The sequence below is a fragment of the Patescibacteria group bacterium genome, assembly GCA_034520665.1.
Classification (GTDB): domain Bacteria; phylum Patescibacteriota; class Patescibacteriia; order JAXHNJ01; family JAXHNJ01; genus JAXHNJ01.
On sequence record JAXHNJ010000002.1, the window covers coordinates 531,088 to 553,953 of the forward strand.

Here is a 22,866-nt window from a genome sequence, read left to right on the forward strand (position 1 = left end):
TTATTTTTTGTTATTTGACAAGAATTAATGATATGTTAAGGTTTTAAAAGGCGCTCATTAATTAAAAGTTTTATTTATAAGCTAAAATAAAACAAAAGGAGGTTCATCATGTCCTTAGTGACGCTGAATATTCGTGTTCCCAGCGAACAGGCTGATAATGTTAAAGAGCTGATTGAAGAACTAGAAAAAATCTGGTATCGTTCAGGTACTTTTGATGGACAAAAGGTAGCGGTTTTAATAAGAAGAATCAGAGAAGATAGCCAAAAAGACAAAATTTACATTATGTCTGATGAGTAAATGTCTGAGTAATTTTTTACAAAACAAAGGGAGCTTGCCCGGTCAAACTCCCTTTTTTATTTTTAAAATTGGATCAGGAGATTATCTTTTTTATATCTTAAGAAAGAGTATTATTTAATCAATCTAATTTTTCAAAAATAAAGTAAGCGCAGACCCTTAGATCTGCGCTTCTCGCGGTTGAAATAAACTAAATTATCTAATCCTTAGTTTTTACAAATTTTAATCTTTTGGCCGATTATCAATAATTCTTTTTTCTTTGAGTTCTGATTCCATGCCAGTACGGTGAAGGATTTTTTTCATATCTTCTTTGATAATTTTCGGCGTTACCCCGACTTCATAACTGAATTTCTTTTTAAGTTGTTTTTCAAAAACTTCCCAATTATCTATTTTTTTCTTAGGACAAATATAAATAATCATTTCGTCAACTTCAAAAGGGTCATTATCTTTTTTCTTGATTTCCACCTGCCATTCGTCAATCCCTTGATAACCGGATAAAAGCGGATAAATATTATTAAGGTTAATTAATTCTCCTTTAACTTTGGTTAGCTTAAACTCTTTCATCTGACTGGAACGCTGAATATCCGGAAAAATTTGCGGTACAGTCAAACCACAGTGTGGGCAAGGGTCATAGCTAATTCCCTTAACCATATCTCCAGTGCGATAGCGGGCTACTATTGAACCGCGCCAGCCCAGTAAGGTTAAAACCAGTTCACCAGGTTGGCCTTCTTTGACTCTTTGACCGTCTTTGTCCACTACTTCAAAAAATTCCAAATCCGGATAGGTATGATAGCCAGTGGTTTCAGAGCACTGAATCCAGGCTGTTTTGCCCTCAGTCATAGCGTAAGTAGCGTATATCTGCGGCATTTTAGCCCCCATTTTTTCTAAGAGTTCGCGAGTTTTGTCCCTTAAACCTTGACCAATTCTTTCACCGCCGGTAATGACATATTTAACCGAAGAAAAATCCCGATTTTGCTTAGTCGCTTCACGTAATATATGATAGCCATAACCCGGAATGTAAAGAATTAAGGAAGCTTTCATTTTTTCAATGGCATCAATAATTTTTTGAGTGCCTAGTATTTTACCGCCACCAGTATGCAAGGACGTCATACCGAGTTTAGCTAAAGCGTAATGAGCGATCCAAAAAGCCAGATGTGGAGAAAAGGGGAAGGCGTTAATAGCAATTTGATCTCGCGGCACTTTAATGACATTTAACATTCTTTCACCTGATTCTTTCATAATCTCCAAATCATAAGCTGAGTAAAGAAAAGGAGTGGCTAAAGCACTGCGACCAGTAGTAAAATGTATGTGAATCGGTTTATATTGCCACTCTAATTCTCTTTTTACGTCTTCACGTCTTATTTTTTTATAAATCATTTTCAGTATTTCAGACTTAGGAGCGTATTTTTTGATTAATTTTTCATCTGGTTGTAAAATAAAGTTTTTATAGCGGGCTGGATCGTTTTTTGACGGAGCCAAATCTTCCTTTGAAGAAAGAGGAATCTTTTGCAGATCTTCTGTATTTTTAATATCTGAAAATTTCAGATTATTTTTTTTAAAAAGATTACGGTAATAGGGGGAATAAGGCAGCTGGTGGCGCATAAAATATTCTACTTTTTTATCCTGCATTTTTTTTATTTCTTTTTTTGGCATGTGGGAAATTTTTTCCCAGTTTTCATAGATTTTCATAGATTTTAAATTAATAGATTATTAAAAAGAATAAGTTTTCTGACAGAGAGGAGAAATTTTTTGCATTACCTCATCAGTTAATTTATGAAAAGTTTTTTTATTAAGGTCTTGGCCGTAGTATTTTTTAAAGGTTATGGCTTCTCCGATATTTATAGTCACCTGATTATTGCTGGTCAGCATTTTTTTTACTGAACGCATAAATGTTTTTTCCATGGGTCCCTTAATACCAATGGGTATAATAGGAATTTGGGCTTTTATAGCCATTCGCACACTACCGGTTTTTCCCCGAAGCAGATATTTTTTATAATTTCTTTTGCCTTCAATAAAATTACAGATAGTTTTACCTCTTTTTAAATATTTAACGGCAGTCTCAATACTTTGTAATTTATTTTTTGGGTCAATTGGTAGAGTAGCTTTAGTCCACCAGTAATTCTTAGTTTTAGAAAGAAAGTAAATTAAATGTTTATTTATCATATAAAAACCAAAACAAACATAAAAACCATCTAAAAAATCAATATGATTGGAAGCAATTATATAAGGTCCCTTTTGAGGAATATTTTCTATACCATTAATAGAGTTAAATTTATTCCTAAAAATTGGTAAAAGCATTTTTCTAATTATCACATAAATCATACATTAATAAGGATAGCTTTTTCGGCAAAGTTTGCCAATAGCAAGCATTATTTTTTTAGTTAAATTATTAAGAGTATTTTTATCAATTTTTTTATCATAATACTTTGAAAAGTAGATTGCTTGGCCGATATGTATCTCTAGTTTTCTGCCGGGAAAAAGAAAATTTTTAATTAATTGAAAAACTTTTTTACCTTTGGGCATAATCAGACCAATAGGAATAACGGGTACCTTAGTTTTTAAAGCTAGTCTAACAGCCCCAGTTTTACCTTTTAAAAGTTTGTTAGGATTATAATTGCGTTTGGCTTCGGGAAAAATAACTAAAATTTTATTGTTACGCAAACACTTGATACAAGTATTAATTATCTTTTTTTTATTATTTTTATCTATATAAAGCATCCCCAGATATTTATGACCAAACTGGCCGTAAGTTTTTTTCAATTCTTGTTTACTGATAGAATAGATAAATCTTTTTGTATAGGAAACAATAACAGCATGCATAAAAATAGCGTCAAGAAAACTTTGATGATTGGAGACAATAATAAAAGCACCGCCTGAAGGTAAATTTTTTAAACCAGTAACTGTTTTTATTTTACCTTTTATTAAGTAAACAGCTATTTTAATAAACCAGGGAATTTTTTGAGACATATTTTTATTATATAGCAGCCAGAGCCTTAAGGCTCTGGCTGCATAAATATCTAATTTATTTATTATCTAATTCTAGCATTTTTTACATGAACAAGGGGGCTAAGACTAAGGAAACCACAGCCATCAGCTTAATAAGAATATTCATAGAAGGACCAGAAGTATCTTTGAAGGGGTCACCAACTGTATCACCGACTACAGCTGCTTTGTGAGCCCTTGAACCTTTACCGCCAAGGTGCCCTTCTTCAATGTATTTTTTAGCGTTATCCCAGGCACCGCCGCCATTAGACATCATCAGAGCCAGAAAAACACCGACCAGAGTAGCTCCGGCCAAAAGACCGCCTAAAGCCTCTTTACCCAGTAATAATCCAATGACAATCGGACTGCTAATGGCAATTAAGCCAGGTACAATCATTTCTTTTATAGAGCCTTTAACGGCAATAGCTACACATTTATCTGAATCAGCTTTAGCTTTGCCTTCCATCAAGCCGACAATTTCTTTAAACTGTCTTCGAACTTCCTTAACCATTTTAAAAGCCGTACGTCCAACAGCCGTCATAGTTAAAGAAGCAATTAGAAAGGGCAATATGCCACCAATAAATAAACCAGCCACTACTTCGGCTTTGGTTAAATCAATAGAATCTAGATTAACAGCTGTAGTATAAGCTGAGAATAAAGCCAGAGCCGTTAAAGCAGCTGAGCCAATAGCAAAACCTTTACCCATAGCAGCCGTGGTGTTACCGAGGGAATCAAGTTCATCAGTAATTTTTCTTGTCTCTTTGCCTAAGCCAGCCATTTCACTAATACCACCGGCGTTATCAGCAATTGGGCCGTAAGCATCAACCGACATAGTCACGCCAATAGTAGCCAGCATACTCACAGCTGACATAGCAATGCCATAGAGACCAGAGAGTTTAAAAGCGGCAAAAATAGCAATAGCGATGATTAAAACGGGCAGAGCCGTACTTTCCATAGCCACAGCTAAACCAGTAATAATATTAGTAGCCGCGCCAGTTTCTGATGATTTAGCAATTTTTCTAATTGGACTTGATGAAGTATAAAACTCGGTTAAAAGGCCGATAATAATACCGACACCAGTGCCCAAAACAACCGTCCAAAATACGCCCATAGGTAAGCCTAATTTACTAACTATAAAATAAGTAGAACCGAGTAGTAATATAGCGGCTACATAAAAAACATATCTAAGTACGGCCTGAGGATTAAGCTTACTAAAAAATTTAACTGAAAAGACACCGAGAATGGAGGCAATTAATCCGGCAAAAACAATCCATAAAGGCAGAGCCATATAGGCCGCTCGACTAACTGCGTAAGCGGCTCCGGTAGCACCGATGGCCACAGCGGCAATAACTGAGCCAACATAAGATTCAAATAAATCAGCTCCCATTCCAGCGACATCACCGACATTATCACCGACATTATCGGCAATGACGGCTGGATTACGGGGATCATCTTCAGGAATACCGGCTTCTAATTTACCGACTAAATCAGCGCCGACATCAGCTGACTTGGTATAAATACCACCGCCGACACGGGCAAACAAAGCAATTGAAGAAGCACCCATAGCAAAGCCAGACAAAACCGTATGGTCAACATCATGAAAAAAGTAATAAAAAACACCCAGACCAATTAAGCCCAAAGAAGCAATCGAAAGCCCCATAACTGAACCGCCGATAAATGCTATATTCAAAGCTTGAGCTCGGCCCTGTTTATTGGCCGCATTAGCGGTTCTGACATTAGCGTGGGTAGCGGCTGACATACCAAAATAGCCGGCTAACATAGAAGAAAGCCCGCCAACCAGGTAAGCCATAGCTGAATTAAAACTAATTTGCCAGGCTAACAAGGCAAAAACAACTACGATAAAGATAATAATTACCTTGTATTCTTTTTTTAGAAAGACCATAGCGCCGTTGTGGATTCTTTTTTCCAGATCTTGCATCTGATCAGAGCCTGGATCTTTTTTCTTGACGCTAAAGTAAAGACCAATAGCCGTGATAAAACCGACTAAGCCTAAGATGAGAGAATAAATACCTACATTCATAGTTTTTAGTTAATTATTTATTAATTGATTAATTTTATTTTTCTTCTTTTTTCTTACTTTCTTCAGATTTATTTTCTTCCTTATCTTTATCTTCTTTATCATTTTCTTTTTTTTCTGAATCCTTTTTTTCATCAGTATTATTTTCTTGAGATTCTACTTTTTTATCTTCAGACTCTTTTTCTTCCTTGTCTTGGTCTTTCTTTTTAGCCTCTCCAGTTTTATCTGATTTTTTCTCTGTATTTTCTTTATTTTCTTCCTTATCTTTATCTTCTTTATCATTTTCTTTTTTTTCTGAATCCTTTTTTTCATCAGTATTATTTTCTTGAGATTCTTCTTTTCCGCCTTTGGCAAATTTTTCTTCCTTATCCTTATCTTCAACTTTTTCTTTGCTTTCGGAAACAATATCTATTTTCCATCCCGTCAGACGAGCAGCTAGACGAACATTCTGGCCGGCTTTGCCAATAGCTAAAGAAAGCTGATCTTCTTTAACTTCCGCCACGGTTGTTTTTTCTTCTTTATTTAAAGTTATTTTTAATATTTTAGCCGGCGAAAGAGCGTTGGCAATGTATTCTATTGGGTCATCTGAATATTCCACAATATCAATCTTTTCACCACCAAGCTCAGAAATAATAGTTTGCACCCGGGAACCTCTTTGTCCGACACAAGAACCAACTGGATCAATATTTTCCTGATTAGATTTAACAGAAATTTTACTTCTAGAGCCAGCTTCACGGCTGACTGACATTATTTCTACAGTACCACTGCTGATTTCCGGTACTTCCATAGTAAATAAACGTTTGACCATACCGGGGTGGGCCCGTGAAATGACTATTTCTGGTCCCTTGGTAGTTTGATTAACAGAAACTACAAAGACTTTGATACGCATACCCGGGCGGTAATTTTCTCCGGGAATTTGCTCACTTGGGGGAATGATACCGGTAGTTTGGCCTAAGTCAACCAAGATAAGTCTTCTTTCTTGTCGTTGGACAATCCCGCTAATTATTTCGCCTTCCTTACCCTTAAATTCTTTGTAAAGGTTTTCTCTTTCAGCCTCTCTTAGGCGTTGAATAATAACTTGTTTAGCCGTTTGAGCGGCCATGCGGCCGTAAGAAGCTGGCGGAAACAATTCAGTTTTTATTTCGTCACCTTCCTTGATCTCTTTTTTATCTTTTTTAGCTTCTGATAAAGTGATATGTTTTTTAGGATCAAATTTTTCGAAGTCGTCTTTTTCAGCTTCTTTATCCGACGGTGTTTTTTTACCCGCGGTAGATTTATCGGAAGCGGATTCTCCCTCCTCTTTTTTATTAGAAGTGGACTTTTCTTTATTCTTTTTATCAGTTTTTTCTTGATCAGTTTCGTTATTTTCAGCTTCTTTTTCTTTTTTCTCTTTCCAGGCCATAGTTTTTTCATACATTTCATCAGAGACTACTGTTTTAACGTCAAAAACCCGGGCTGAAGTTGTTTTTGGGTCAAAATCTACTTTTATATTTTGGTTTTTTTCACCAAAATCTTTGCGGTAAGCCACTGCTAAAGCAGCCTCGATGGTTTCTAAGACTGACTCATAAGATATATTTTTTTCCTCGCAAATTTGTTTTATTGCTTGTTCTATCGGGTTTTTTGCCATTTTTATAAAAATTTAATTTTTTAAAAAAAATAGACTAGTTATAACACTAGTCTTATGTCAAGAGTATAATAAAAATAAAAATAATGCAAGTTAAATTTCTTTAAGATGATTTATTTTAGCTTTATTTTTTTTATTATTAAGCGTAATAGCCAGGACTTCCACTCGCCATTTTTTATCGTTTAAGTTATTTTCTATGATGTATTTTTCAATAGTATTTTTAAAATTTTCCAACTTTTTATCATTAATTGATTCTTCAGGCCGACCAAAAGAATAATTAGTTCTGGTTTTTACTTCGACAAAGACATACCATTCATCTTTTTGGCAGATAATATCAATTTCTCCATGGCGGCTGTGATAATTTGTTTCTATTATTTGATAATTATTTTTTTCCAAATAATTTTTTGCCAACTTCTCTCCTTTTTCTCCAATTTCTTTTTGATAATTTTTTTTCATAAAAAAAGACTTAAATTATAAAAAAATTAAGCCACCATTTTTTTTAAGCTGTTTTAGTCATAATCAAACCCCAGTGATAAGGCCCAGCCTTAAAATCTTCCATCGGCGCTAAATTAACTTCTGAAGCCAGCTGAATAACTTGGGGTTTTTCAATTATTTCTTTTTTCTGAGGTCCAAACATAAGCTTGCTTGAGGAAGACCACTCAACAATTAAAATGCGCCCTTCTTTTTTTATCATACGGGTGCATTCTTTTAGTATTTCTTTTTGTTTTTCTGACTGATGAAGCACATTAACTAAAATACCTCGATCCAATGATTCGTCTTTAATTTTTTTGGTAGCTCCGTAGATTTCTAGATCAGACCAAATACAGCGGACAAAACTGCTATAGCCACGCATTTTTACGTTTCTCCAGACAGCTGATAAATTAGGCTTAAAAATATCAACAGCAAAGACCTGTCCTTGATCCCCAACCATTTCAGCGGTCTGAATAGTAAAATAACCCGAACCACCGCACCCAAAATCCCCCACTTTCATACCAGGTTTAACTTCTAGTTTCTCAAGCAGGGAAACGGGGTCTAAATAGCTTTTTCCTGAAGGCATTTTATCCATATTTGTATTATATCACTTATAGAAAATATTGAAAGGTTTAAATGATTTTCTGTGGATACTTGAAGGGCCATACTTTTTTAAAGCTTGTAGATGTTTTTTTGTGCCATAACCCATATTGTTTATAAAATCGTAATTATTATATTTTTGGTGATACCCGGTCATAATTCTGTCTCTTTCTACTTTTGCTAAAATTGAAGCAGCCGCAATAGAAAAAATCTTTTCGTCCCCTTTAATTATTGATTTATTTGGTATTTTAATATTTATTTTAAAATAATCAATTAAAAGAAAATCTGGTTTCTTTTTTAAAGATCTAACGGCTTTTATAATAACTTTTTCATTAGCTTTTTGAAGACCTAATTTATCTATTTGCCTAGCTGAAATTTTTTCTATGGAAAAAGCATAAGCTTTTTCGGTTATTTTTTTATAGAGCAATTCTCTTTGTTTTGCCGATAATTTTTTTGAATCGTTAATACCTTTAATTCTTACGCCTTTTTTAAAAATAACCGCGGCTGCCACTATTGGTCCGGCTAAGGGGCCTCGGCCGGCTTCATCTACTCCGGCGATATATTTAAAACCTTTTTTAAAAAGTCTATTTTCTTGTTTTTGGTTTGGTTTGTTCATTAATTTTATTATAACTTATATTTTAGGTAAATAAAAAACGGGGCTCACTCTGACGGATCAGAGGTATTGCCCCACGAAAGGTACTCCCTAGTTTTACTAGGGCGGATGAGCGAATCGGAAGATCATGGGTCCTCCATTTGGCTCGGGCGAGCGTCGCCAGAAAGTGCTTATCCGGCGACAAAGTACCCTAAAATATTAGCAAGGGGGTTATTATTTGTCAAGAGATTTTTTAATCTTTTTTAGAGCTAAAATATAACTGGCTGTTTTCAAATCAGTCTGATATTTTTTTGATAAAGTCAAAACTTCTTGAGCCGCTTTAGTTATTTTATCTTTTAATTTTTTATTGATTTTTTCTTTTGGCCAGTATTTATCAGAGAGGTTTTGTTGCCATTCAAAATAAGAAACGATTACGCCGCCGGCGTTAGCTAGGATATCCGGAATAACTATGATATTTTTTTTCTTTAATATTTCTAAAGCTTCAGTGGTAATGGCACCGTTAGCCATTTCCAGAATTATTTTTGCTTTTATTTTGTGAGCGTTATCTTTGGTAATGGCTTTTTCCAAAGCGGCCGGGATGAGAATATTACAGGGTTGTTCTAAAATTTTATTATTTTCAAAGTGTTCGTGTTTTTCTTCGTCATGGTCACAGACACTGCCTTTTTGATAAATACCATCAACCAAGCCTTCTTTCTTTTTAAACTCCCAGATATGTTGAGGGGTAAAACCTTCTTGAGAAAAAATCTCAGCCTTAGAATCAGAAAGACCAGTAATTTTAAAACCCTGGTTATAAAGTATTTCGGAAATAATATGACCAACATTGCCAAAGCCCTGAACAATAGTTTTTAAGCCTTTTTTGTTTATATTTAAATTATTTAATATTTCCTCCAGTACAAAAACTCCGCCCAAGGCCGTCGCTTCCTCGCGCCCTTGGCTGCCGCCCATAGCCAAGGGTTTGCCGGTAGTAACGGCTAAAGCTTTTTTATCATCTTTAATAATTTTAGCGTATTCACTAACAATCCAAGACATGACCGTAGCGTTAGTGTAAACATCAGGAGCCAGAATATCTTTTTGTGGGCCGATATATTTGGCTATAGCCTGGGTGTATTTTCGGGTTAGTTTTTCTAATTCTTCAAGGCTTAATTTCCGTGGATCAACTTTTATACCTCCCTTACCGCCGCCATAAGGTAAGTCAGTAACAGCGCATTTTAAGCTCATCCAAAAAGATAAACTAACTACTTCGTCTTGGGTAACACCTGGATGATATCTTAAGCCGCCTTTGTAAGGGCCTCGTATATTATTATATTGAGAGCGAAAAGCTAAAAAAGTCTTTTCTCCTTTTGATGTTTTTAATTTTAAGTCAGCTTCAATAACTCGATCAGGTTTTTTTAAAATTTTATATACTTTTTCTAAACTAGCCATCTTAGCCGCTTTTTTGAGCTCTTCTAAGCTATCAGAGAGAATAGTATTATTTTTCATTTTTATATTTTTTTAAAGCAATTTTCAATATTTGCATCGCTTCTTTTAAAATTTTGGCTTGGTAGACAAAAGCCAAACGCACCTCATTTTTTCCTTGATCAGGCGAAGCATAAAACCCGCAGGCCGGAGCCAGAAGCAGAGTTTTATTTTTATATTCAAAGTTTGTTAAAAGCCACTGGCAGAATTTTTCTGAATTATCAACTGGTAAACCAATGATAATATAAAAAGATCCTTCAGGAAAACGATAAGTTAAATTAGGTATTTTTTTAAGTTCTTCTTTAACTGTTTCTCTTCTTTTTTTATATTCAAGTATTAAATTATTAATGTATTCTTTTGAGTTTTTTAAGAGAGGAATAAAAATCTCCTGTTCTATAGTCGGTGAGGAAAGTCGGGCTTGGGCGAACTTAGTTACGTTTTCAATTATTTTTTTATTATAGCTAGCTAAACAGCCAAGTCGGGCCCCGCAGGCGTTAAATCTCTTGGAAACACTATCAGCTAAAATAATATTTTTTTTAATATTTTTAAAATTAAAAAGACTGTAAAATTTAGAATCACCAAAAACAAATTCTCGATAAACTTCGTCATTAATAATAAAAAGATCATACTTTTCTGCCAGTAAAGCTAAAATATTTAATTCTTCTTTAGTGTAAACAGTACCGGTGGGATTATTAGGATTAGTAATGATGATACCTTTAGTTTTTTTATTTATTCTTTTTTCTATTTCTTCTCTTGGAGGCAGATGAAAACCCTTCTCAATTTTTAAAGTTATAGGATTTAATTTAACATCAATCAAAGAAGCAAAACCGTTGTAATTAGTATAAAAAGGTTCAAAAACAATTATCTCCTCGCCAGCATCGGCAATAGCAGCCATGGCAAAAATAATAGCTTCGGAACCGCCGGTAGTAACAACAATCTCATCATTTTTAAAATCAAGTCCTGAATCTATTAAATATTTCTGCCAGGCCTTAATCACCTGAGGTAGGCCTTGAGAAGGAGCATAACAAATTACCTCTCTTTTATAATTTTTTATTTCTTGGCGCACTATTTTTGGTAATTCAATATCAGGCTGGCCAATATTTAGTTTTATTACCTCTCGCCCTTTTTTTTCGGTCTGGTTAGCCAGAGGATAGAGTTTACGAATAGGCGAGGCTTGAATATTTAAACCTCTTTTTGAAAGTTTCATGAATTCCCCTTTCTTTTTCCCCAGTCAATAAAACCGCCTTTAGCTAAACCTTTTTGTTGGAGATATTTATGAGCTGACAGAGCGGCTTTAGCTCCCTGGCCGGCTGAAATAACTATTTGTTTATAAGAGGTATTAGTGACATCACCAGCCGCAAAAATTCCTTCTTCACTGGTGCGACAGTCTTGGTCAATAACAATTTGATTTTTTTTATCTAGTTTGACTATATCTTTAATAAAATCAGCCTTAACCTCAAAACCAATTTCTATAAAAACCCCTTCTACTTCTATTTCTTTTTCCTTATTTTCTTGATTAATAATTAGTTTATTAACGCTGTCATTGCCTTTAATTTCTTTAGCTTGGGCCTTATAAATTACTTCAATTTTTTTATTATCCAAAACTTGTTTGGCTAGTACGTTTTCACCCCGAAATTTATCACGCCGGTGTATTAAGTATACTTTTGGAGAATTTTTAGCTAAAAGTAAGGCAGCTTCTAAAGCTGAATTACCGCCGCCAATAACTGACACAATTTTTTCTTTATAAAGCGGAGCGTCACAGGTAGCACAGTAAACTACGCCTTTACCCATATATTTATCTTCACCGGGTACATTTAAATGGCGATGTGAAAGCCCAAAAGCTAAAATAACAGCATGTCCCTGATAGGATTCATGGCTGCTGGTTTTAAGATTAAATTTTTCTTTATCCTTTTTAATTTTTTTTACTTCAGCTATTTTTATCTCGGCTCCAAACTTTTTAGCTTGATTCATAAAGTTAAGCATCAGATTCGGTCCTTCAATTTTATTGATACCAGGATAATTTTCGACAATATGAGTAGTGGCTGTTTGGCCGCCAATATCTTGGGAAAGAACCAGTGGGTTAAGACTGCGCCGGGAAGCATAAAGAGCGGCGGTTAAACCAGCTGAACCAGCGCCAACAATAATTACGTCATAGATCATAATCTTTATATGAGTTTAGATATATTTATTTAGCTGTTCAATTAAATTTTCTTTTTGCTGAAGACCAACTCCTTGCCAGACTGCTTCACCTTCTTTGAAAATAATTAAAGTAGGAATACTTTTAATTTGGAATTTTTCTGCTATTTTTGGATTTTTATCAATTTCTATTTTGGTAATTTTGGCTTTGTCTTTTATTTCTTCAGCCATTTCTTCTAAAATCGGACCCTGCATTTTACAGGGACCACACCACTGGGCCCAAAAATCAACTAGGACTGGCTTATCTTTTTCTTTTAAAACCTCCTCTTCAAAATTTTGATCGTTTAATTCGATTTCTGACATAATAAAATCTCCTTTATTATTATTTTATCTTAAATAAATGACTAGTGATTTTTTCAAGATTATTCAGCTTTTTATGGCAATTGCTTTTTTTACCAGTAAAACAACTAGAAGTTTCATCCTGCAAAATAGTTAAACAAATTTTTTCAATAGAAGAACGGGCGGCTAAAAGCTGTTGAAGTATTTCCTGGCAGTCTCTTTTATTTTTAACCATTTTTTCTATGCCTTGAATTTGCCCTGAAGTCCGGTGCAATCTTGAAATAATTGGTTGCTGTTTCATAATTTTAACTTATTTTTATTAATAAATAAAGAATTAATTATTAATATACTAGGGGGGAGTATATTAAAATAATAATAAAATTTAAATAATTAGTCAAGTAATAGAAATAATTGTGAATAAAGGTTGTAAGTAGGACTGGTTTTGAAAAAATATAATTAGCATTTTTATAATTTTAGTTTAATAAAAAAGACTCCACTATTTTGGTGAAGTCTTTTTTGGTGGACCCAACAGGAATCGAACCTGCGACCTCCTCCATGCCATGGAGGCGCTCTAGCCAACTGAGCTATGGGCCCAAATATTAATTATTTACCGTGAGCCTATTCTAGCCTCAGCCAAAGGCTCATCCGTTCTTTAGTGGAGATCCGCCTCGGGCGGAAACTGAGCTATTGACTCAAAGATAGAAACGGGCCGTCTAGCTCTCGTTTTGCCAAGAAAGAAACGGATTCTCAAAGTTTAAGTTGAACTTTATTTCGCCCCTCCTCTGAGAGGCGTAACAGAACTATTATTTATGGGCCCGTCTTTATAAAATTATAGATTATTAAATAAAATAAATCAATATCAAACATACTTGGTCTGATATTGATTTATATAAATATTATCTTTTAAACCTCTCCAGTATATCTCTGGCAAATTCCTTTCCTCCAAGACCAAAAGCCAGACCACCAGCTAGAGCGATCATTACTATAAAACCCTGGAAAAGGATAGTGATTAGATTTTGAGCCACATTAAGCTGATTTAGAGCGGCTAAAATAGCAAAAATTAAAATCGCCCATTTAGCTATTCGGCCTAAAAATTCAGAAGAAGCCACTTTTACGGCTCGGGTAGTCTTTCGAATCAGATTTTCGACAAAGTTACTAATTAATATTCCGATGACTAAGATGGCAACAGCGACAATCACATTTGGCAAGTAGAAAACTATATTTCTTAAAAAATCAGAAATTTGAGTTAAGCCAAGCATCTCCACAGAAACCGTAATAAAGACAATTATAATAACCCAGTAGATTACAGAGGCTAACAAAGAAACAATACTAAAACTATGCCCCGCCTTTTCAAACATTGAAGTAATTCTAAATTTATCAAACAATTCCTTAAGTTTGAAAAACTTTAAAATCTTTTCGGTAATTTTATGAAATAATGCGGCTACTAAAAAACCAAGAGCTAGAATAAGCAAAGCACCGATAAGATTTGGCAGAAAAGCAATTAACCCTTCCCACATTTCGTTAAAAGTGTTGTTTAAAGCTTCCCCGGTTGTATTTATAAAATCCATTTATATCACCTCCTTTCTCTAATCTATTCTTATTATACAGTATTTTTTAATAAATATCTAATTTATAATCAAAGAAAATGTGTGATGAAAAGTAAATACTATAATGGCTGTGTATTACTGAAGAGATTAGAACTTCTGGGCTGCATTTATCTTTGGAAGATATCGGAGTTGTCATCCGATCACTCACTATGTGGCCCCTTTGGGCCGGTTGAATACCTAAAAGGTAAAACCTGAGAATTTATAAGAAAATAATAAGATATGGTGGAGATGCGGGGAATTGAACCCCGAACTGGTCAATGCGAATGACCTATTATACCGTTTAACTACATCCCCAACAAGCCGAGGCGGGCCGGTCTACCAATTGAGTTAATGGGCCTACTCCGGCAGGCGGCTGCGAATAACCTATTACACCGTTTAACTACATCTCCAGCAAGGTAAGGCGATCAGTATTACCTACCAGTCTGTTGTAGTTAGCTAAAGCAAAAAAATTCTGCTGCTATTTGTAAATATAGGTCCAACCAGGCTGCCATTGCCAAGGAGCAGTAATAGCTTTATTTAAGGGAATTTTATTGATTATATGCTCAAGAGCGTATTGCGTAGCCCGGTGTCCGATTATCATGATTGTTTGGTTATGATAATTCTTTTCAATTTCTGTTAAGAATTTTACCATATTTTTAGAAGTTTCTTGGTATGATTGTCCCTTAGGAAAAGGGTTATCAATGTATTTTGGCTTCTCTTTAATTATTTCAGATGTCTGCCTATGAGTTAATTCTCCATAGTCTATTTCTCTTAATCTTTTATCTTTAATAATATCTATCTTATTCGCAAAGGCAATTTTAGCCGTATAATAAGCTCTTTTTAGATCAGAAGTAAAAACAGCCTTAGGGCAATTATTCTTATATCTTACTCCTAATTCCTTAGCTTGTTTTAGACCTAATTTAGATAATTCTACATCATTCCAGCCTGAAGCCAATTCTTTTTCATTATCCTTTGTTGTTGAATGGGCTTCAAAAATTATTTTCATCATAATGCTTTATGTTCTTATTATTAATATTGGCCCTTGAGAGGAATCTCCGCCAGAGATTTAGGCGCCAGCCAGAGGCTGGTCTCCACCAGAGGACGGATGAGCCTCTGGCTCAAGCCTTTGGCTGAGATGCGCCTTAGGCGCAGAACCTACATCTAGGGCTTAGAAGTTTCCTGCCATCGCCTATGCCCTCGAGAGGAATTGAACCTCTATCTAAGGCTTAGGAGTCCTTTGTTCTATCCGTTGAACTACGAGGGCTTGGGCGATGGCGGAATAATCTATTGCTTATTCACCGGAATTTTAAGAGAAGGCGTGTTGGAAAACTACTTTATTATTTGAATCCCGATTTTGCCAAGGGCAAACATCGGGACTACGAGGGCTTGGGCGATAGCAAGCCGGTATCAATTTTATAATTAGTAAAATTAGAGTTAATTTCTACTATTTTATTTCATATTTATAGCTAAAATTAGCCTTAAAATAGAGAAATGTTCCACGTGGAACATTTTTTGTTCAAAATATATGATTTTTCTATATTTAAATAATTTTAGGCTAATTTTATTATAAAAATAGTGTCGTAAAATATTTTAAGTTAACTGGAAACAAATAAGTTATATATATTTGATGATAATTCAGTAATATGATTTGTCTTCAAATTATAAAAGTACAAGCCAAGATAGATAGCAATAAATATTAAAGCTAAGATGATTACTTTGGTAATTTCTTTTTTGTTATTCATAATCTTAGATTACGCTATATTTAGATTTTTCGCAAATATAAAACTTGACAAAAAGCCATTTTTAGTATATAATTAGTATATAACTAAGATATAAAGGGATGGAAACTTTGTTTTTAAAAACGTCTAAAAGATCACAAAGAAAAAAAGAGGGCCTTAATAGTAAAGGTCTATTAAGGTTTTTAAATTGTATACCAGTATATTTTATGGAATTTTTTTGTGGGTTAAGATATTTACCGCATTTTATAAAATCTAAACCCTATTCTGGTTATCAAAAATTAACCGAACAGGATGAAAATGGCACTTATAAAATTCCTTATACCACTTATTTAAAATACAAAAAATACTCTCTATTCACAACCACTGTATTATTGGTTTTACTGGGTTTATTTTCTGGTTTATTTATTTTTACGATTACGCCAAATAAAATAGAAGCTGCTGGTGGTGATCCTCTACCTGGAGAATGTGAAGCACCATATTCTACTCAGTTATCCGAACCTAGTTCAAATTTAAATATTTGTGTTGGTGATACTTTTTTTATGAATGGAAAATGGTATGATAGTGAACCCACAAATGATCCTTGCAGCGCTAAACAATTTAGTGCTTATGTTGATAGTGATATAATTGATACAAACACTTCATTAAGCACTACCTCAACATTTAGTGAATTGGTAGAAGAAAATGATGCTTTTGGTAAAACTGTAACTGCTGAAACAAAAGGCTCATATTCCATTAAATTTGCCATGGCTGAAGATGATTCTCCTAGTAAAACAATTACTGTTAGCGACTCTCCCTCTTATTCCCAATCTCTCTCTCACTCGGACAATTCTACTTCTTCTATCACCTGGTCCTGGTCAGATGATGAAGATGAAGATAATTACCGCGTTATGGACACTGGAGACGCTAACCAGTCCGGAGACCTGGCCGCCGATACTACCTCTTGGCAAGAAACCTCTTTGTCAGCCAACACTCAATACACCCGCTACCTGCAATTAGTTAATGGCTGTGGCACTACTAATACGGCCAATTTAAGTACCTACACTTCTATTGAATCACCATCCGGTATTTCTTTTGATACAGTAGAAAAAAACACCATCACGGTTTCTGGTGCCGGTACGCTTTCAAATTTAGCTTCTGACTCTTCCGGCATAAAATTTTCTGAAATAGTAACCAGTAGTGATTCCGGTTGGAAGCAAACCAATTCCTGGGAAAAAACTGGTCTCAGTGCTAACACCGAATACACCTTTGAGGCCCAGACCAGAAATGGCGATGGTGATGAAAACTCAAGTATTGCCGGAGAAAGTAAATATACTTTAGCGGCCGAGGCTAATATCTCTAGTGATCTGACCGAAGAGGCCTGGACTAATTCAACTAGCTTTACTTTTACTAACGAGGCTGGCTTTGGCTCGGGTGGTTTAGAATACTACCGTTATGTTTTTGACCAAAACGATTCCCATTCTTTTAATGACACCGAAACCCAGTGGTCCTCTGGCACCAAAGAAGAAACTGATCCTTCGGAAGGTAATTGGTACATGCATGTTAAAGCCTATAACGCTGAAGACACAGCGGCTGCTTCTGGAGCTACTCAAACTCTCGGTCCCTTTAAGGTAGATATTACTGACCCAGCCATTACTAATAATGTTACTGGCGACACAGCCTGGCTTAATGCAGCGGGCACGGCTTATGATGTGGACTTTATGTCTAATGGCGGCTCTAACTTAGATTATGCTCAATACGCTGTCGGTACTACTCAAGGCGGCAGTGATGTTTTAGGCTGGACTAATATTTTTACCGAAGACACGGCTTCTTACACCAACTCTTGGCCGGTGGACTTTGACAGTTTAGCTGAAGGCACTAATTACGTTTCTTTTAGGACCTATGATCAGGCGGGAAATGTGAAAGAAGAACTATCAAATGGTTTTCAAGTCAGAAAAGACACTATTGTGCCAGTGCCTGATGTGGAGACACCAGTTACTACTTCATCAGCAGCCATTATTAGCTGGACTACTTCCGAGCCGACCACTACTCAACTAAATTGGGGCGCGGATGAAAATACTACAAATTCTACCACTGAAAGTGAGGAAAAATCCACTGAACACACTGTTACCTTAGATAGCTTAAGTGATAATACTGAATATTTCTTTAAAGTAGCCGGACAGGATAAGGCTTCTAACCAAACACTTCATACGGCTGAGAGTTTTACTACCGCTGAACTAGAAGCCACTGTCATCACCAATGTTCAAGTCTCTGAAATTTCTCAGACCTCAGTTAAAGTCACTTGGACTACCAATCATGAAGCTGACTCCAAAGTGCGTTATGGTACTACCACTGCTTATGGTGATGAGGTTTATGATTCTGAAGAAGTAACCAGCCATGAAATGATCGTCACTGGTTTAACCGCTGGCACCACTTATCATTATGAGGTTTTAAGTGTCGGCAATACTTCAACCAATGACGCTGACGCTACTTTTATGACTGAAGAAGCGGAAGAACCAGCCGAAGAAGATGAAACTGAACAAGAGGAAGTTACTGAAGAAGCGGAAGAACCAGCCGAAGAAGAAACTACTCAAACTTATGTGGCTTCTCCGACAGTAGTCAAAAACGAAACTAACCCCATAGAAGAAGGAGTCACCATTAACGAAGTCAAACCAACTATTACTGGCCTGGCTCGTTCTAACAACACTATTTTCATTTTTATTGACGGCGAACTGGAGAATACGGTTCTTTCGACGGACGATCTTTCAGGAACCGGATCCTTTGCTTATAAATTAAGAAGAGTTTTACCTGAAGGTGAACACACTTTATATACTATTTCTCGCGATCAGAGTGGTAATTATTCTGATGCTTCACCAGTTATTACCTTTAATGTTGACCATCCCTTTGTGGCGCCCACTCTTTACACCCCAGTTTTTACAGATGGCTCTAACCCCACGGTTATTGTTAACGGCGTAGCCAGAAATGATTCCTTGATTAAACTCTACATAGACGATGAATACCAGGATCAATTTAACGTGACCAATAATCCGGACCATGAAAATACTTATTTCAGCTACCAATATCCCATTAGTAGTTTAGCCAGTGGCTCTCATACCATTAAAGTCAAAGCCTTTAGTTCTTCTGGTGAAGCTTCTAAATATTCCAACGCCTACACTTTCCAAAAAAGCCAAGGCCAGGTAGTCAATGAAGACCAGTTTATCTTTGACACCAGTCTTTCCTACAAAGTAATAGATGGTGATTCTTTATGGAAAATAGCCACAAGATTTTATGGGGACGGTTCCCAGTACTCAAAAATAGTAGAAGCTAACAAAGAAACTTATCCCAGCTTGATTAATAATCCTGGTGGTATTCAGCCGGGTTGGGTTTTGAGTATTCCTTAATCATTTTTTTTATATCCATCTCTTAGGATAGGGTTTGTCTACGTAAAAATAAAAAAAGACCCAGCCCGTATAATAATGGGCTGGGTTTGAATTTGAAAATAAATGTACTAAATGTACTAGTGGTAAATGGACTTTACCGCTCCCCAGGAGGATTCTTGGACATTAATTTCTGCTTGAGCTGTTATCTCAAGCTTAAATATGTCTATGGAATCAGGTCCGCTGAGTACTCTTAGATAATACTCGGATTCCGGACTAAGCCCGGCAGCTGTAAGATCAATATAATAAGGCTGCTCTGAGTTCCAACTGTAAGAACAATAAGAACAAATTTCAATAGTGAAAATTTTTGTCCAAGGACCTGAAACACTGCTTGAAACAAAAATTTCTACGCTATCTCCGCCACAGCAGGCTTGAGCATATTGCAAAGAAATTTTACCGGATGAGGGAACTTTTAATTTCCAGGCATAGTCAAAATCTGAATATCCATTGCCGTTATCGTCGCCGTCATCACAACCACAACGAGAAATTCCATGTACCCAGTAAAATTCAGTCTCCTCACATTCGGGCTGTCTGATCCATTTTGGCTTTCCGGATTTTAAGAGATCTTTTTCAGAATCAAGGTGAATCTTTATATCTGAAAAATTTGAAGAAGGGGGGGCGGCGTCTTGAATATAGTGTTCAGTTCTTATAAGAACACTTTCCGGAGCTTGGGCTTTAACAGCTGAAAACCAGGAAAAACCAAGCAGCAAAATAACAAAAGCTAATAACAGCTTTCTCATGATTAAAACCTCCTTTTAGGTTTTTAAGGGTTTTTAATGAACAAATAATTTATTCGGCGAGAGTCCTTTATTATTATATTTAATAATAAATTTGTCAAATAGACGTTGACAATTAAAGCTATTTTTTTTACAATTAGTAGAGCCTAATAATTATTATAAAAAAATATGAGTATGTTTAATAAAGAAGAACAAGAGTTTTCACCTAAGGGTGAAGAAACAGTTATCGGACCTTCGGTTAAAGTAGAGGGTAATTTTGACAGTCAGGGTGATATTATTGTAGAAGGCCATGTCTCCGGCACTATTAAAACAGCCGGTAATTTGAGAGTCGGTCAAAATGCCAAGATCAAGGCTGATGTAGAAGCTTCTAATGTTAATAACGCCGGCGAGATTAGAGGTAATGTTAAATCTAGTGAAAAATTAAGTTTGTCCTCAAGCGCTAGAGTTATTGGTAATGTGGAAACAGGAGTTTTGTCAGTAGAAGAAGGAGCGGTTTTAAACGGTAAATGCAAAATGATTAAAAAGGAGGAAAGAGAAACTTTAAAAGAAGATGATGAAAACAAGAAAGAAGAGAAAAAGAGAAGTAAAAAATAAGCTTTAATTTGAACTGACAGATGTATTTTTATATATACGATTCTTTTTTGTCTGATAAAAAATATGAAAGCACACTAGCCAAAGTGGAAGCTCGTCTTTTAGAGTTAGATATAAATGGCAAAATTGAAAAATTGACTATTTTAAAGAATTTAAAAGAAATGGTAGAAGAGGCCCTGAAAAAAGGTGCTAAGACTTTGGTGGTAGTTGGCGATGACACAACCTTAAGCAAAGTTATTAGCTATGTAGCTCCTTATAAAAAGGCCACTTTAGGCTATATTCCCATTGGCCCGGAAAAAAAGATAGCTGATCTTTTAGGTATTCCTTCAGGTATAGAAGCTTGTGACATTCTTTCTAAAAGAATTATGCATCGCTTTGATTTAGGTAAAGTCAATAAAAAGTATTTTCTTTTTAATTTAGATATTGCTAAAAAGAAAAATGTTAAAATAGAATGCGATGGAGATTATACCATAGAAGCGATTGCTCCAGATTCTAGTTTAAAAATATGTAATCTTGGTTTACTGGATGAAGAAACCTATTTTAATCCCGGGGATGGCCTTTTGGAAGCAGTGGTTTTAAATAAAAAATCCGGCTGGAATATTTTTAAAAGTGGTTTTGAGCAAGACAGTGTTTTTCCCATTAAAAAGGCAAAGATAAAGTGTAATACGGAATGTGTTTCTTTAGTAGCTGACGGCGAAACTATTATTAAAACTCCGGCCACAGTCAGCGTAGTCCCTAAAAGATTGAGTATTATTGTCGGCCGCGAGAGAAAATTTTAAATATATTAAATTATAAAAAATATTATGTTGGAAAATATCACCTGGCTGGGTCAGTCAGGCTTTAAAATAATTACCAAGTCTGGCAAAACAATTTATATAGATCCCTGGAAGATTTCCGGTGACAGTTCTGAAGCTGACTATATTTTAATTACTCATGAACATTTTGATCATTGTTCTCCAGAAGATATTGCTAAAATTCGAAAAGAAAAAACAAAAATATTTTGTCCTCATGAATGTATTCAAAAAATAGGCGGACAGGCCAAAAGTGTTAAACCAGGAAAAGAAATTAAAGAAGAAGAAATTACTATTAAAACTGTGCCGGCTTATAATATTGATAAAGAATACCACCCCAAAGAAAATAATTGGGTCGGTTATGTAATTGAAGCTGACGGTCAGAAAATGTATCATGCCGGAGACACTGATTTAATTCCGGAAATGGATGAATTAGAAAATATTGATATAGCTATGCTGCCAGTTTCCGGCACTTATGTGATGGATAGTCAAGAAGCAGCTCAGGCTATTGCAAGAATAAAGCCCAAAAAAATAATTCCCATGCATTACGGAGAGGTAGTGGGCAGTTCTGAAGACGCCAGAAAATTAAAAGAAAAATATCCCAAGCGGGTAGAGATTATGGAGAAGGAGTAAGAAGGGCTTTAAGGGTAACAAAGGTAAAAAGGATTTCAGGAATAATAAAAGCGCAGACTTTCCGCCTGCTTTACTTTGCACAAAGCAAGGCGGGGGGGCTAGTCTGCGCTAGCTTGACATTTTTGAGTATAGATTATATATTAAGATGAAGTTATTTTAAAAATTAAGTAGTTTGTAAACTTTTGTGAGGCGTAAAAATATTGTTTAATCTTTTGGTCGCTATGTGGATTAAACAAGAAGAGCTTTATATTTTTGAAGCCACGCCAGAGAGCGAAACCGGCACAAAGAGAGGTGATTATAGATGAAAATTCCTTTTTTATGAGTCTCACAAATGAGGCTTTTTTTATCCGCCATAATTTATAAGTTAAGGTGGGTTTAGTTCTTTTCAAATAAATTAAGAGATCAAAAAAAGGAAGTATCCAATGGCAAAAATACAAATTGTTGAAAATAATTTTGAAAGACAGAAAGTTTTGAAAGTAGCTTTTCAAGAGGAGGGTAATAAGGTTAGTCTACCTTCTAATCTGTCTAGTGCTTGGACTGAGATTATGAATATAAATCTTCGGCCAGAATTGATAATTATCAGTTTAGAAAATAATAAACATAAGTTTATCCTTCGTTTGTTAGCTAAAAGTTTTCCCAATTTACCAGCTATTATTTTATACCGGATCAGAAATCAGTACCAAGATTTAGATCTTCAGGAAAACTGGCATCTATTTAAAATGCCTTTCAATCCCATGTCTTTAGCTAAATGGGCTGGGAAAATTTTAACACGTGTACATTGATTTATTTTTTAAAGCCTTCTTAAAATATAAGAAGGCTTTTTT

The 22,866-nt window shown here is 35.2% G+C and carries 21 protein-coding genes, 3 tRNA genes and 2 pseudogenes; 7 read left to right on the plus strand and 19 right to left on the minus strand.

What is annotated here, in order from left to right:
• Positions 1-108: 108 nt before the first annotated feature.
• Positions 109-297 carry a hypothetical protein gene (locus tag U5L76_04985; GenBank protein ID MDZ7798926.1) on the plus strand — a complete coding sequence of 63 codons (189 nt, stop codon included), beginning with the start codon at positions 109-111 and terminating at the stop codon, positions 295-297.
• Between the two features lie 219 nt (positions 298-516).
• Here the strand turns inward: U5L76_04985 and U5L76_04990 are convergent, their stop codons facing one another.
• The 18 genes from U5L76_04990 to U5L76_05075 form a co-directional block, all read right to left on the minus strand.
• On the minus strand, positions 517-1,983 hold the full coding sequence (locus U5L76_04990) for an AMP-binding protein (GenBank protein ID MDZ7798927.1): 1,467 nt from the start codon (positions 1,981-1,983) through the stop codon (positions 517-519).
• A gap of 21 nt (positions 1,984-2,004) precedes the next feature.
• Positions 2,005-2,592, minus strand: coding sequence for a lysophospholipid acyltransferase family protein (locus U5L76_04995; GenBank protein ID MDZ7798928.1), 588 nt, complete (start codon positions 2,590-2,592; stop codon positions 2,005-2,007).
• Between the two features lie 27 nt (positions 2,593-2,619).
• The gene (locus tag U5L76_05000; GenBank protein ID MDZ7798929.1) at positions 2,620-3,261 is read right to left on the minus strand and encodes a lysophospholipid acyltransferase family protein; all 642 of its coding nucleotides are present in this window, start codon (positions 3,259-3,261) and stop codon (positions 2,620-2,622) included.
• An 82-nt stretch (positions 3,262-3,343) separates the two neighbouring features.
• Positions 3,344-5,317: a sodium-translocating pyrophosphatase gene (locus U5L76_05005; GenBank protein ID MDZ7798930.1), complete on the minus strand. Its 1,974-nt coding sequence runs from the start codon at positions 5,315-5,317 to the stop codon at positions 3,344-3,346.
• Positions 5,318-5,351: 34 nt separating this feature from the next.
• Positions 5,352-6,941: a transcription termination factor NusA gene (gene nusA, locus U5L76_05010; protein ID MDZ7798931.1), complete on the minus strand. Its 1,590-nt coding sequence runs from the start codon at positions 6,939-6,941 to the stop codon at positions 5,352-5,354.
• 90 nt (positions 6,942-7,031) lie between these two features.
• Positions 7,032-7,394, minus strand: a complete 363-nt coding sequence (locus U5L76_05015; GenBank protein ID MDZ7798932.1) for a YraN family protein — start codon at positions 7,392-7,394, stop codon at positions 7,032-7,034.
• Positions 7,395-7,437: 43 nt separating this feature from the next.
• Entirely contained in the window at positions 7,438-8,004 is a 567-nt protein-coding gene (locus U5L76_05020) for a methyltransferase domain-containing protein (protein ID MDZ7798933.1), read from the minus strand.
• A gap of 12 nt (positions 8,005-8,016) precedes the next feature.
• The gene (locus U5L76_05025; protein MDZ7798934.1) at positions 8,017-8,625 is read right to left on the minus strand and encodes a ribonuclease HII; all 609 of its coding nucleotides are present in this window, start codon (positions 8,623-8,625) and stop codon (positions 8,017-8,019) included.
• 210 nt (positions 8,626-8,835) lie between these two features.
• On the minus strand, positions 8,836-10,101 hold the full coding sequence (locus tag U5L76_05030) for a Glu/Leu/Phe/Val dehydrogenase (protein MDZ7798935.1): 1,266 nt from the start codon (positions 10,099-10,101) through the stop codon (positions 8,836-8,838).
• Positions 10,091-11,284: a pyridoxal phosphate-dependent aminotransferase gene (locus tag U5L76_05035; GenBank protein ID MDZ7798936.1), complete on the minus strand. Its 1,194-nt coding sequence runs from the start codon at positions 11,282-11,284 to the stop codon at positions 10,091-10,093. The genes U5L76_05030 and U5L76_05035 overlap by 11 nt, the downstream gene beginning before the upstream one ends.
• Positions 11,281-12,237, minus strand: a complete 957-nt coding sequence (trxB, locus tag U5L76_05040; protein MDZ7798937.1) for a thioredoxin-disulfide reductase — start codon at positions 12,235-12,237, stop codon at positions 11,281-11,283. The genes U5L76_05035 and trxB overlap by 4 nt, the downstream gene beginning before the upstream one ends.
• Positions 12,238-12,252: 15 nt before the next feature.
• Positions 12,253-12,576, minus strand: a complete 324-nt coding sequence (gene trxA, locus U5L76_05045) for a thioredoxin (GenBank protein ID MDZ7798938.1) — start codon at positions 12,574-12,576, stop codon at positions 12,253-12,255.
• A 19-nt stretch (positions 12,577-12,595) separates the two neighbouring features.
• Positions 12,596-12,853, minus strand: coding sequence for a metal-sensitive transcriptional regulator (locus tag U5L76_05050; GenBank protein ID MDZ7798939.1), 258 nt, complete (start codon positions 12,851-12,853; stop codon positions 12,596-12,598).
• Between the two features lie 216 nt (positions 12,854-13,069).
• Positions 13,070-13,146, minus strand: a tRNA-Ala gene (locus U5L76_05055).
• 302 nt (positions 13,147-13,448) lie between these two features.
• Complete coding sequence (locus tag U5L76_05060; GenBank protein ID MDZ7798940.1) at positions 13,449-14,120, minus strand: hypothetical protein; 672 nt, start codon at positions 14,118-14,120, stop codon at positions 13,449-13,451.
• Positions 14,121-14,379: 259 nt separating this feature from the next.
• Positions 14,380-14,453, minus strand: a tRNA-Ala gene (locus tag U5L76_05065).
• 163 nt (positions 14,454-14,616) lie between these two features.
• Complete coding sequence (locus U5L76_05070; protein ID MDZ7798941.1) at positions 14,617-15,147, minus strand: histidine phosphatase family protein; 531 nt, start codon at positions 15,145-15,147, stop codon at positions 14,617-14,619.
• A 183-nt stretch (positions 15,148-15,330) separates the two neighbouring features.
• A tRNA-Arg gene (locus tag U5L76_05075) sits at positions 15,331-15,402 on the minus strand.
• Positions 15,403-18,348: 2,946 nt separating this feature from the next.
• Between U5L76_05075 and U5L76_05080 the strand changes: the two are divergent.
• Positions 18,349-18,738, plus strand: a pseudogene (locus tag U5L76_05080) (Ig-like domain-containing protein).
• Between the two features lie 351 nt (positions 18,739-19,089).
• Positions 19,090-19,254, plus strand: a pseudogene (locus tag U5L76_05085) (LysM peptidoglycan-binding domain-containing protein).
• A 116-nt stretch (positions 19,255-19,370) separates the two neighbouring features.
• Here the strand turns inward: U5L76_05085 and U5L76_05090 are convergent.
• Complete coding sequence (locus U5L76_05090) at positions 19,371-20,030, minus strand: hypothetical protein (GenBank protein ID MDZ7798942.1); 660 nt, start codon at positions 20,028-20,030, stop codon at positions 19,371-19,373.
• A gap of 171 nt (positions 20,031-20,201) precedes the next feature.
• On the opposite strand from U5L76_05090, the gene U5L76_05095 reads away from it, so the two are divergent.
• The 4 genes from U5L76_05095 to U5L76_05110 all read left to right on the plus strand — a co-directional run bounded on the left by U5L76_05095 (position 20,202) and on the right by U5L76_05110 (position 22,824).
• A complete protein-coding gene (locus U5L76_05095) occupies positions 20,202-20,621 on the plus strand; it encodes a polymer-forming cytoskeletal protein (GenBank protein MDZ7798943.1) in 420 nt (139 codons plus the stop codon).
• A 20-nt stretch (positions 20,622-20,641) separates the two neighbouring features.
• Complete coding sequence (locus U5L76_05100; GenBank protein ID MDZ7798944.1) at positions 20,642-21,397, plus strand: diacylglycerol kinase family protein; 756 nt, start codon at positions 20,642-20,644, stop codon at positions 21,395-21,397.
• 24 nt (positions 21,398-21,421) lie between these two features.
• Positions 21,422-22,042, plus strand: coding sequence for an MBL fold metallo-hydrolase (locus U5L76_05105; GenBank protein ID MDZ7798945.1), 621 nt, complete (start codon positions 21,422-21,424; stop codon positions 22,040-22,042).
• 422 nt (positions 22,043-22,464) lie between these two features.
• Positions 22,465-22,824, plus strand: a complete 360-nt coding sequence (locus U5L76_05110; protein ID MDZ7798946.1) for a hypothetical protein — start codon at positions 22,465-22,467, stop codon at positions 22,822-22,824.
• Positions 22,825-22,866 lie beyond the last annotated feature (42 nt).

What these genes read in the sequence shown, in the direction of transcription:
- U5L76_05105 (MDZ7798945.1), top strand. Translation starts at nt 21,422, where the DNA reads ATGTTGGAAAATATCACCTGGCTGGGTCAGTCAGGCTTTAAAATAATT.
- U5L76_05095 (MDZ7798943.1), top strand. Translation starts at nt 20,202, where the DNA reads ATGTTTAATAAAGAAGAACAAGAGTTTTCACCTAAGGGTGAAGAAACA.
- U5L76_04985 (MDZ7798926.1), top strand. Translation starts at nt 109, where the DNA reads ATGTCCTTAGTGACGCTGAATATTCGTGTTCCCAGCGAACAGGCTGAT.
- trxB (MDZ7798937.1), bottom strand. Translation starts at nt 12,237, where the DNA reads ATGATCTATGACGTAATTATTGTTGGCGCTGGTTCAGCTGGTTTAACC.
- U5L76_05110 (MDZ7798946.1), top strand. Translation starts at nt 22,465, where the DNA reads ATGGCAAAAATACAAATTGTTGAAAATAATTTTGAAAGACAGAAAGTT.
- U5L76_05005 (MDZ7798930.1), bottom strand. Translation starts at nt 5,317, where the DNA reads ATGAATGTAGGTATTTATTCTCTCATCTTAGGCTTAGTCGGTTTTATC.
- U5L76_04990 (MDZ7798927.1), bottom strand. Translation starts at nt 1,983, where the DNA reads ATGAAAATCTATGAAAACTGGGAAAAAATTTCCCACATGCCAAAAAAA.
- U5L76_05025 (MDZ7798934.1), bottom strand. Translation starts at nt 8,625, where the DNA reads ATGAACAAACCAAACCAAAAACAAGAAAATAGACTTTTTAAAAAAGGT.
- U5L76_05090 (MDZ7798942.1), bottom strand. Translation starts at nt 20,030, where the DNA reads ATGAGAAAGCTGTTATTAGCTTTTGTTATTTTGCTGCTTGGTTTTTCC.
- U5L76_05060 (MDZ7798940.1), bottom strand. Translation starts at nt 14,120, where the DNA reads ATGGATTTTATAAATACAACCGGGGAAGCTTTAAACAACACTTTTAAC.
- U5L76_05015 (MDZ7798932.1), bottom strand. Translation starts at nt 7,394, where the DNA reads ATGAAAAAAAATTATCAAAAAGAAATTGGAGAAAAAGGAGAGAAGTTG.
- trxA (MDZ7798938.1), bottom strand. Translation starts at nt 12,576, where the DNA reads ATGTCAGAAATCGAATTAAACGATCAAAATTTTGAAGAGGAGGTTTTA.
- nusA (MDZ7798931.1), bottom strand. Translation starts at nt 6,941, where the DNA reads ATGGCAAAAAACCCGATAGAACAAGCAATAAAACAAATTTGCGAGGAA.
- U5L76_05050 (MDZ7798939.1), bottom strand. Translation starts at nt 12,853, where the DNA reads ATGAAACAGCAACCAATTATTTCAAGATTGCACCGGACTTCAGGGCAA.
- U5L76_05020 (MDZ7798933.1), bottom strand. Translation starts at nt 8,004, where the DNA reads ATGGATAAAATGCCTTCAGGAAAAAGCTATTTAGACCCCGTTTCCCTG.
- U5L76_05100 (MDZ7798944.1), top strand. Translation starts at nt 20,642, where the DNA reads ATGTATTTTTATATATACGATTCTTTTTTGTCTGATAAAAAATATGAA.
- U5L76_05035 (MDZ7798936.1), bottom strand. Translation starts at nt 11,284, where the DNA reads ATGAAACTTTCAAAAAGAGGTTTAAATATTCAAGCCTCGCCTATTCGT.
- U5L76_05000 (MDZ7798929.1), bottom strand. Translation starts at nt 3,261, where the DNA reads ATGTCTCAAAAAATTCCCTGGTTTATTAAAATAGCTGTTTACTTAATA.
- U5L76_05030 (MDZ7798935.1), bottom strand. Translation starts at nt 10,101, where the DNA reads ATGAAAAATAATACTATTCTCTCTGATAGCTTAGAAGAGCTCAAAAAA.
- U5L76_04995 (MDZ7798928.1), bottom strand. Translation starts at nt 2,592, where the DNA reads ATGCTTTTACCAATTTTTAGGAATAAATTTAACTCTATTAATGGTATA.
- U5L76_05070 (MDZ7798941.1), bottom strand. Translation starts at nt 15,147, where the DNA reads ATGATGAAAATAATTTTTGAAGCCCATTCAACAACAAAGGATAATGAA.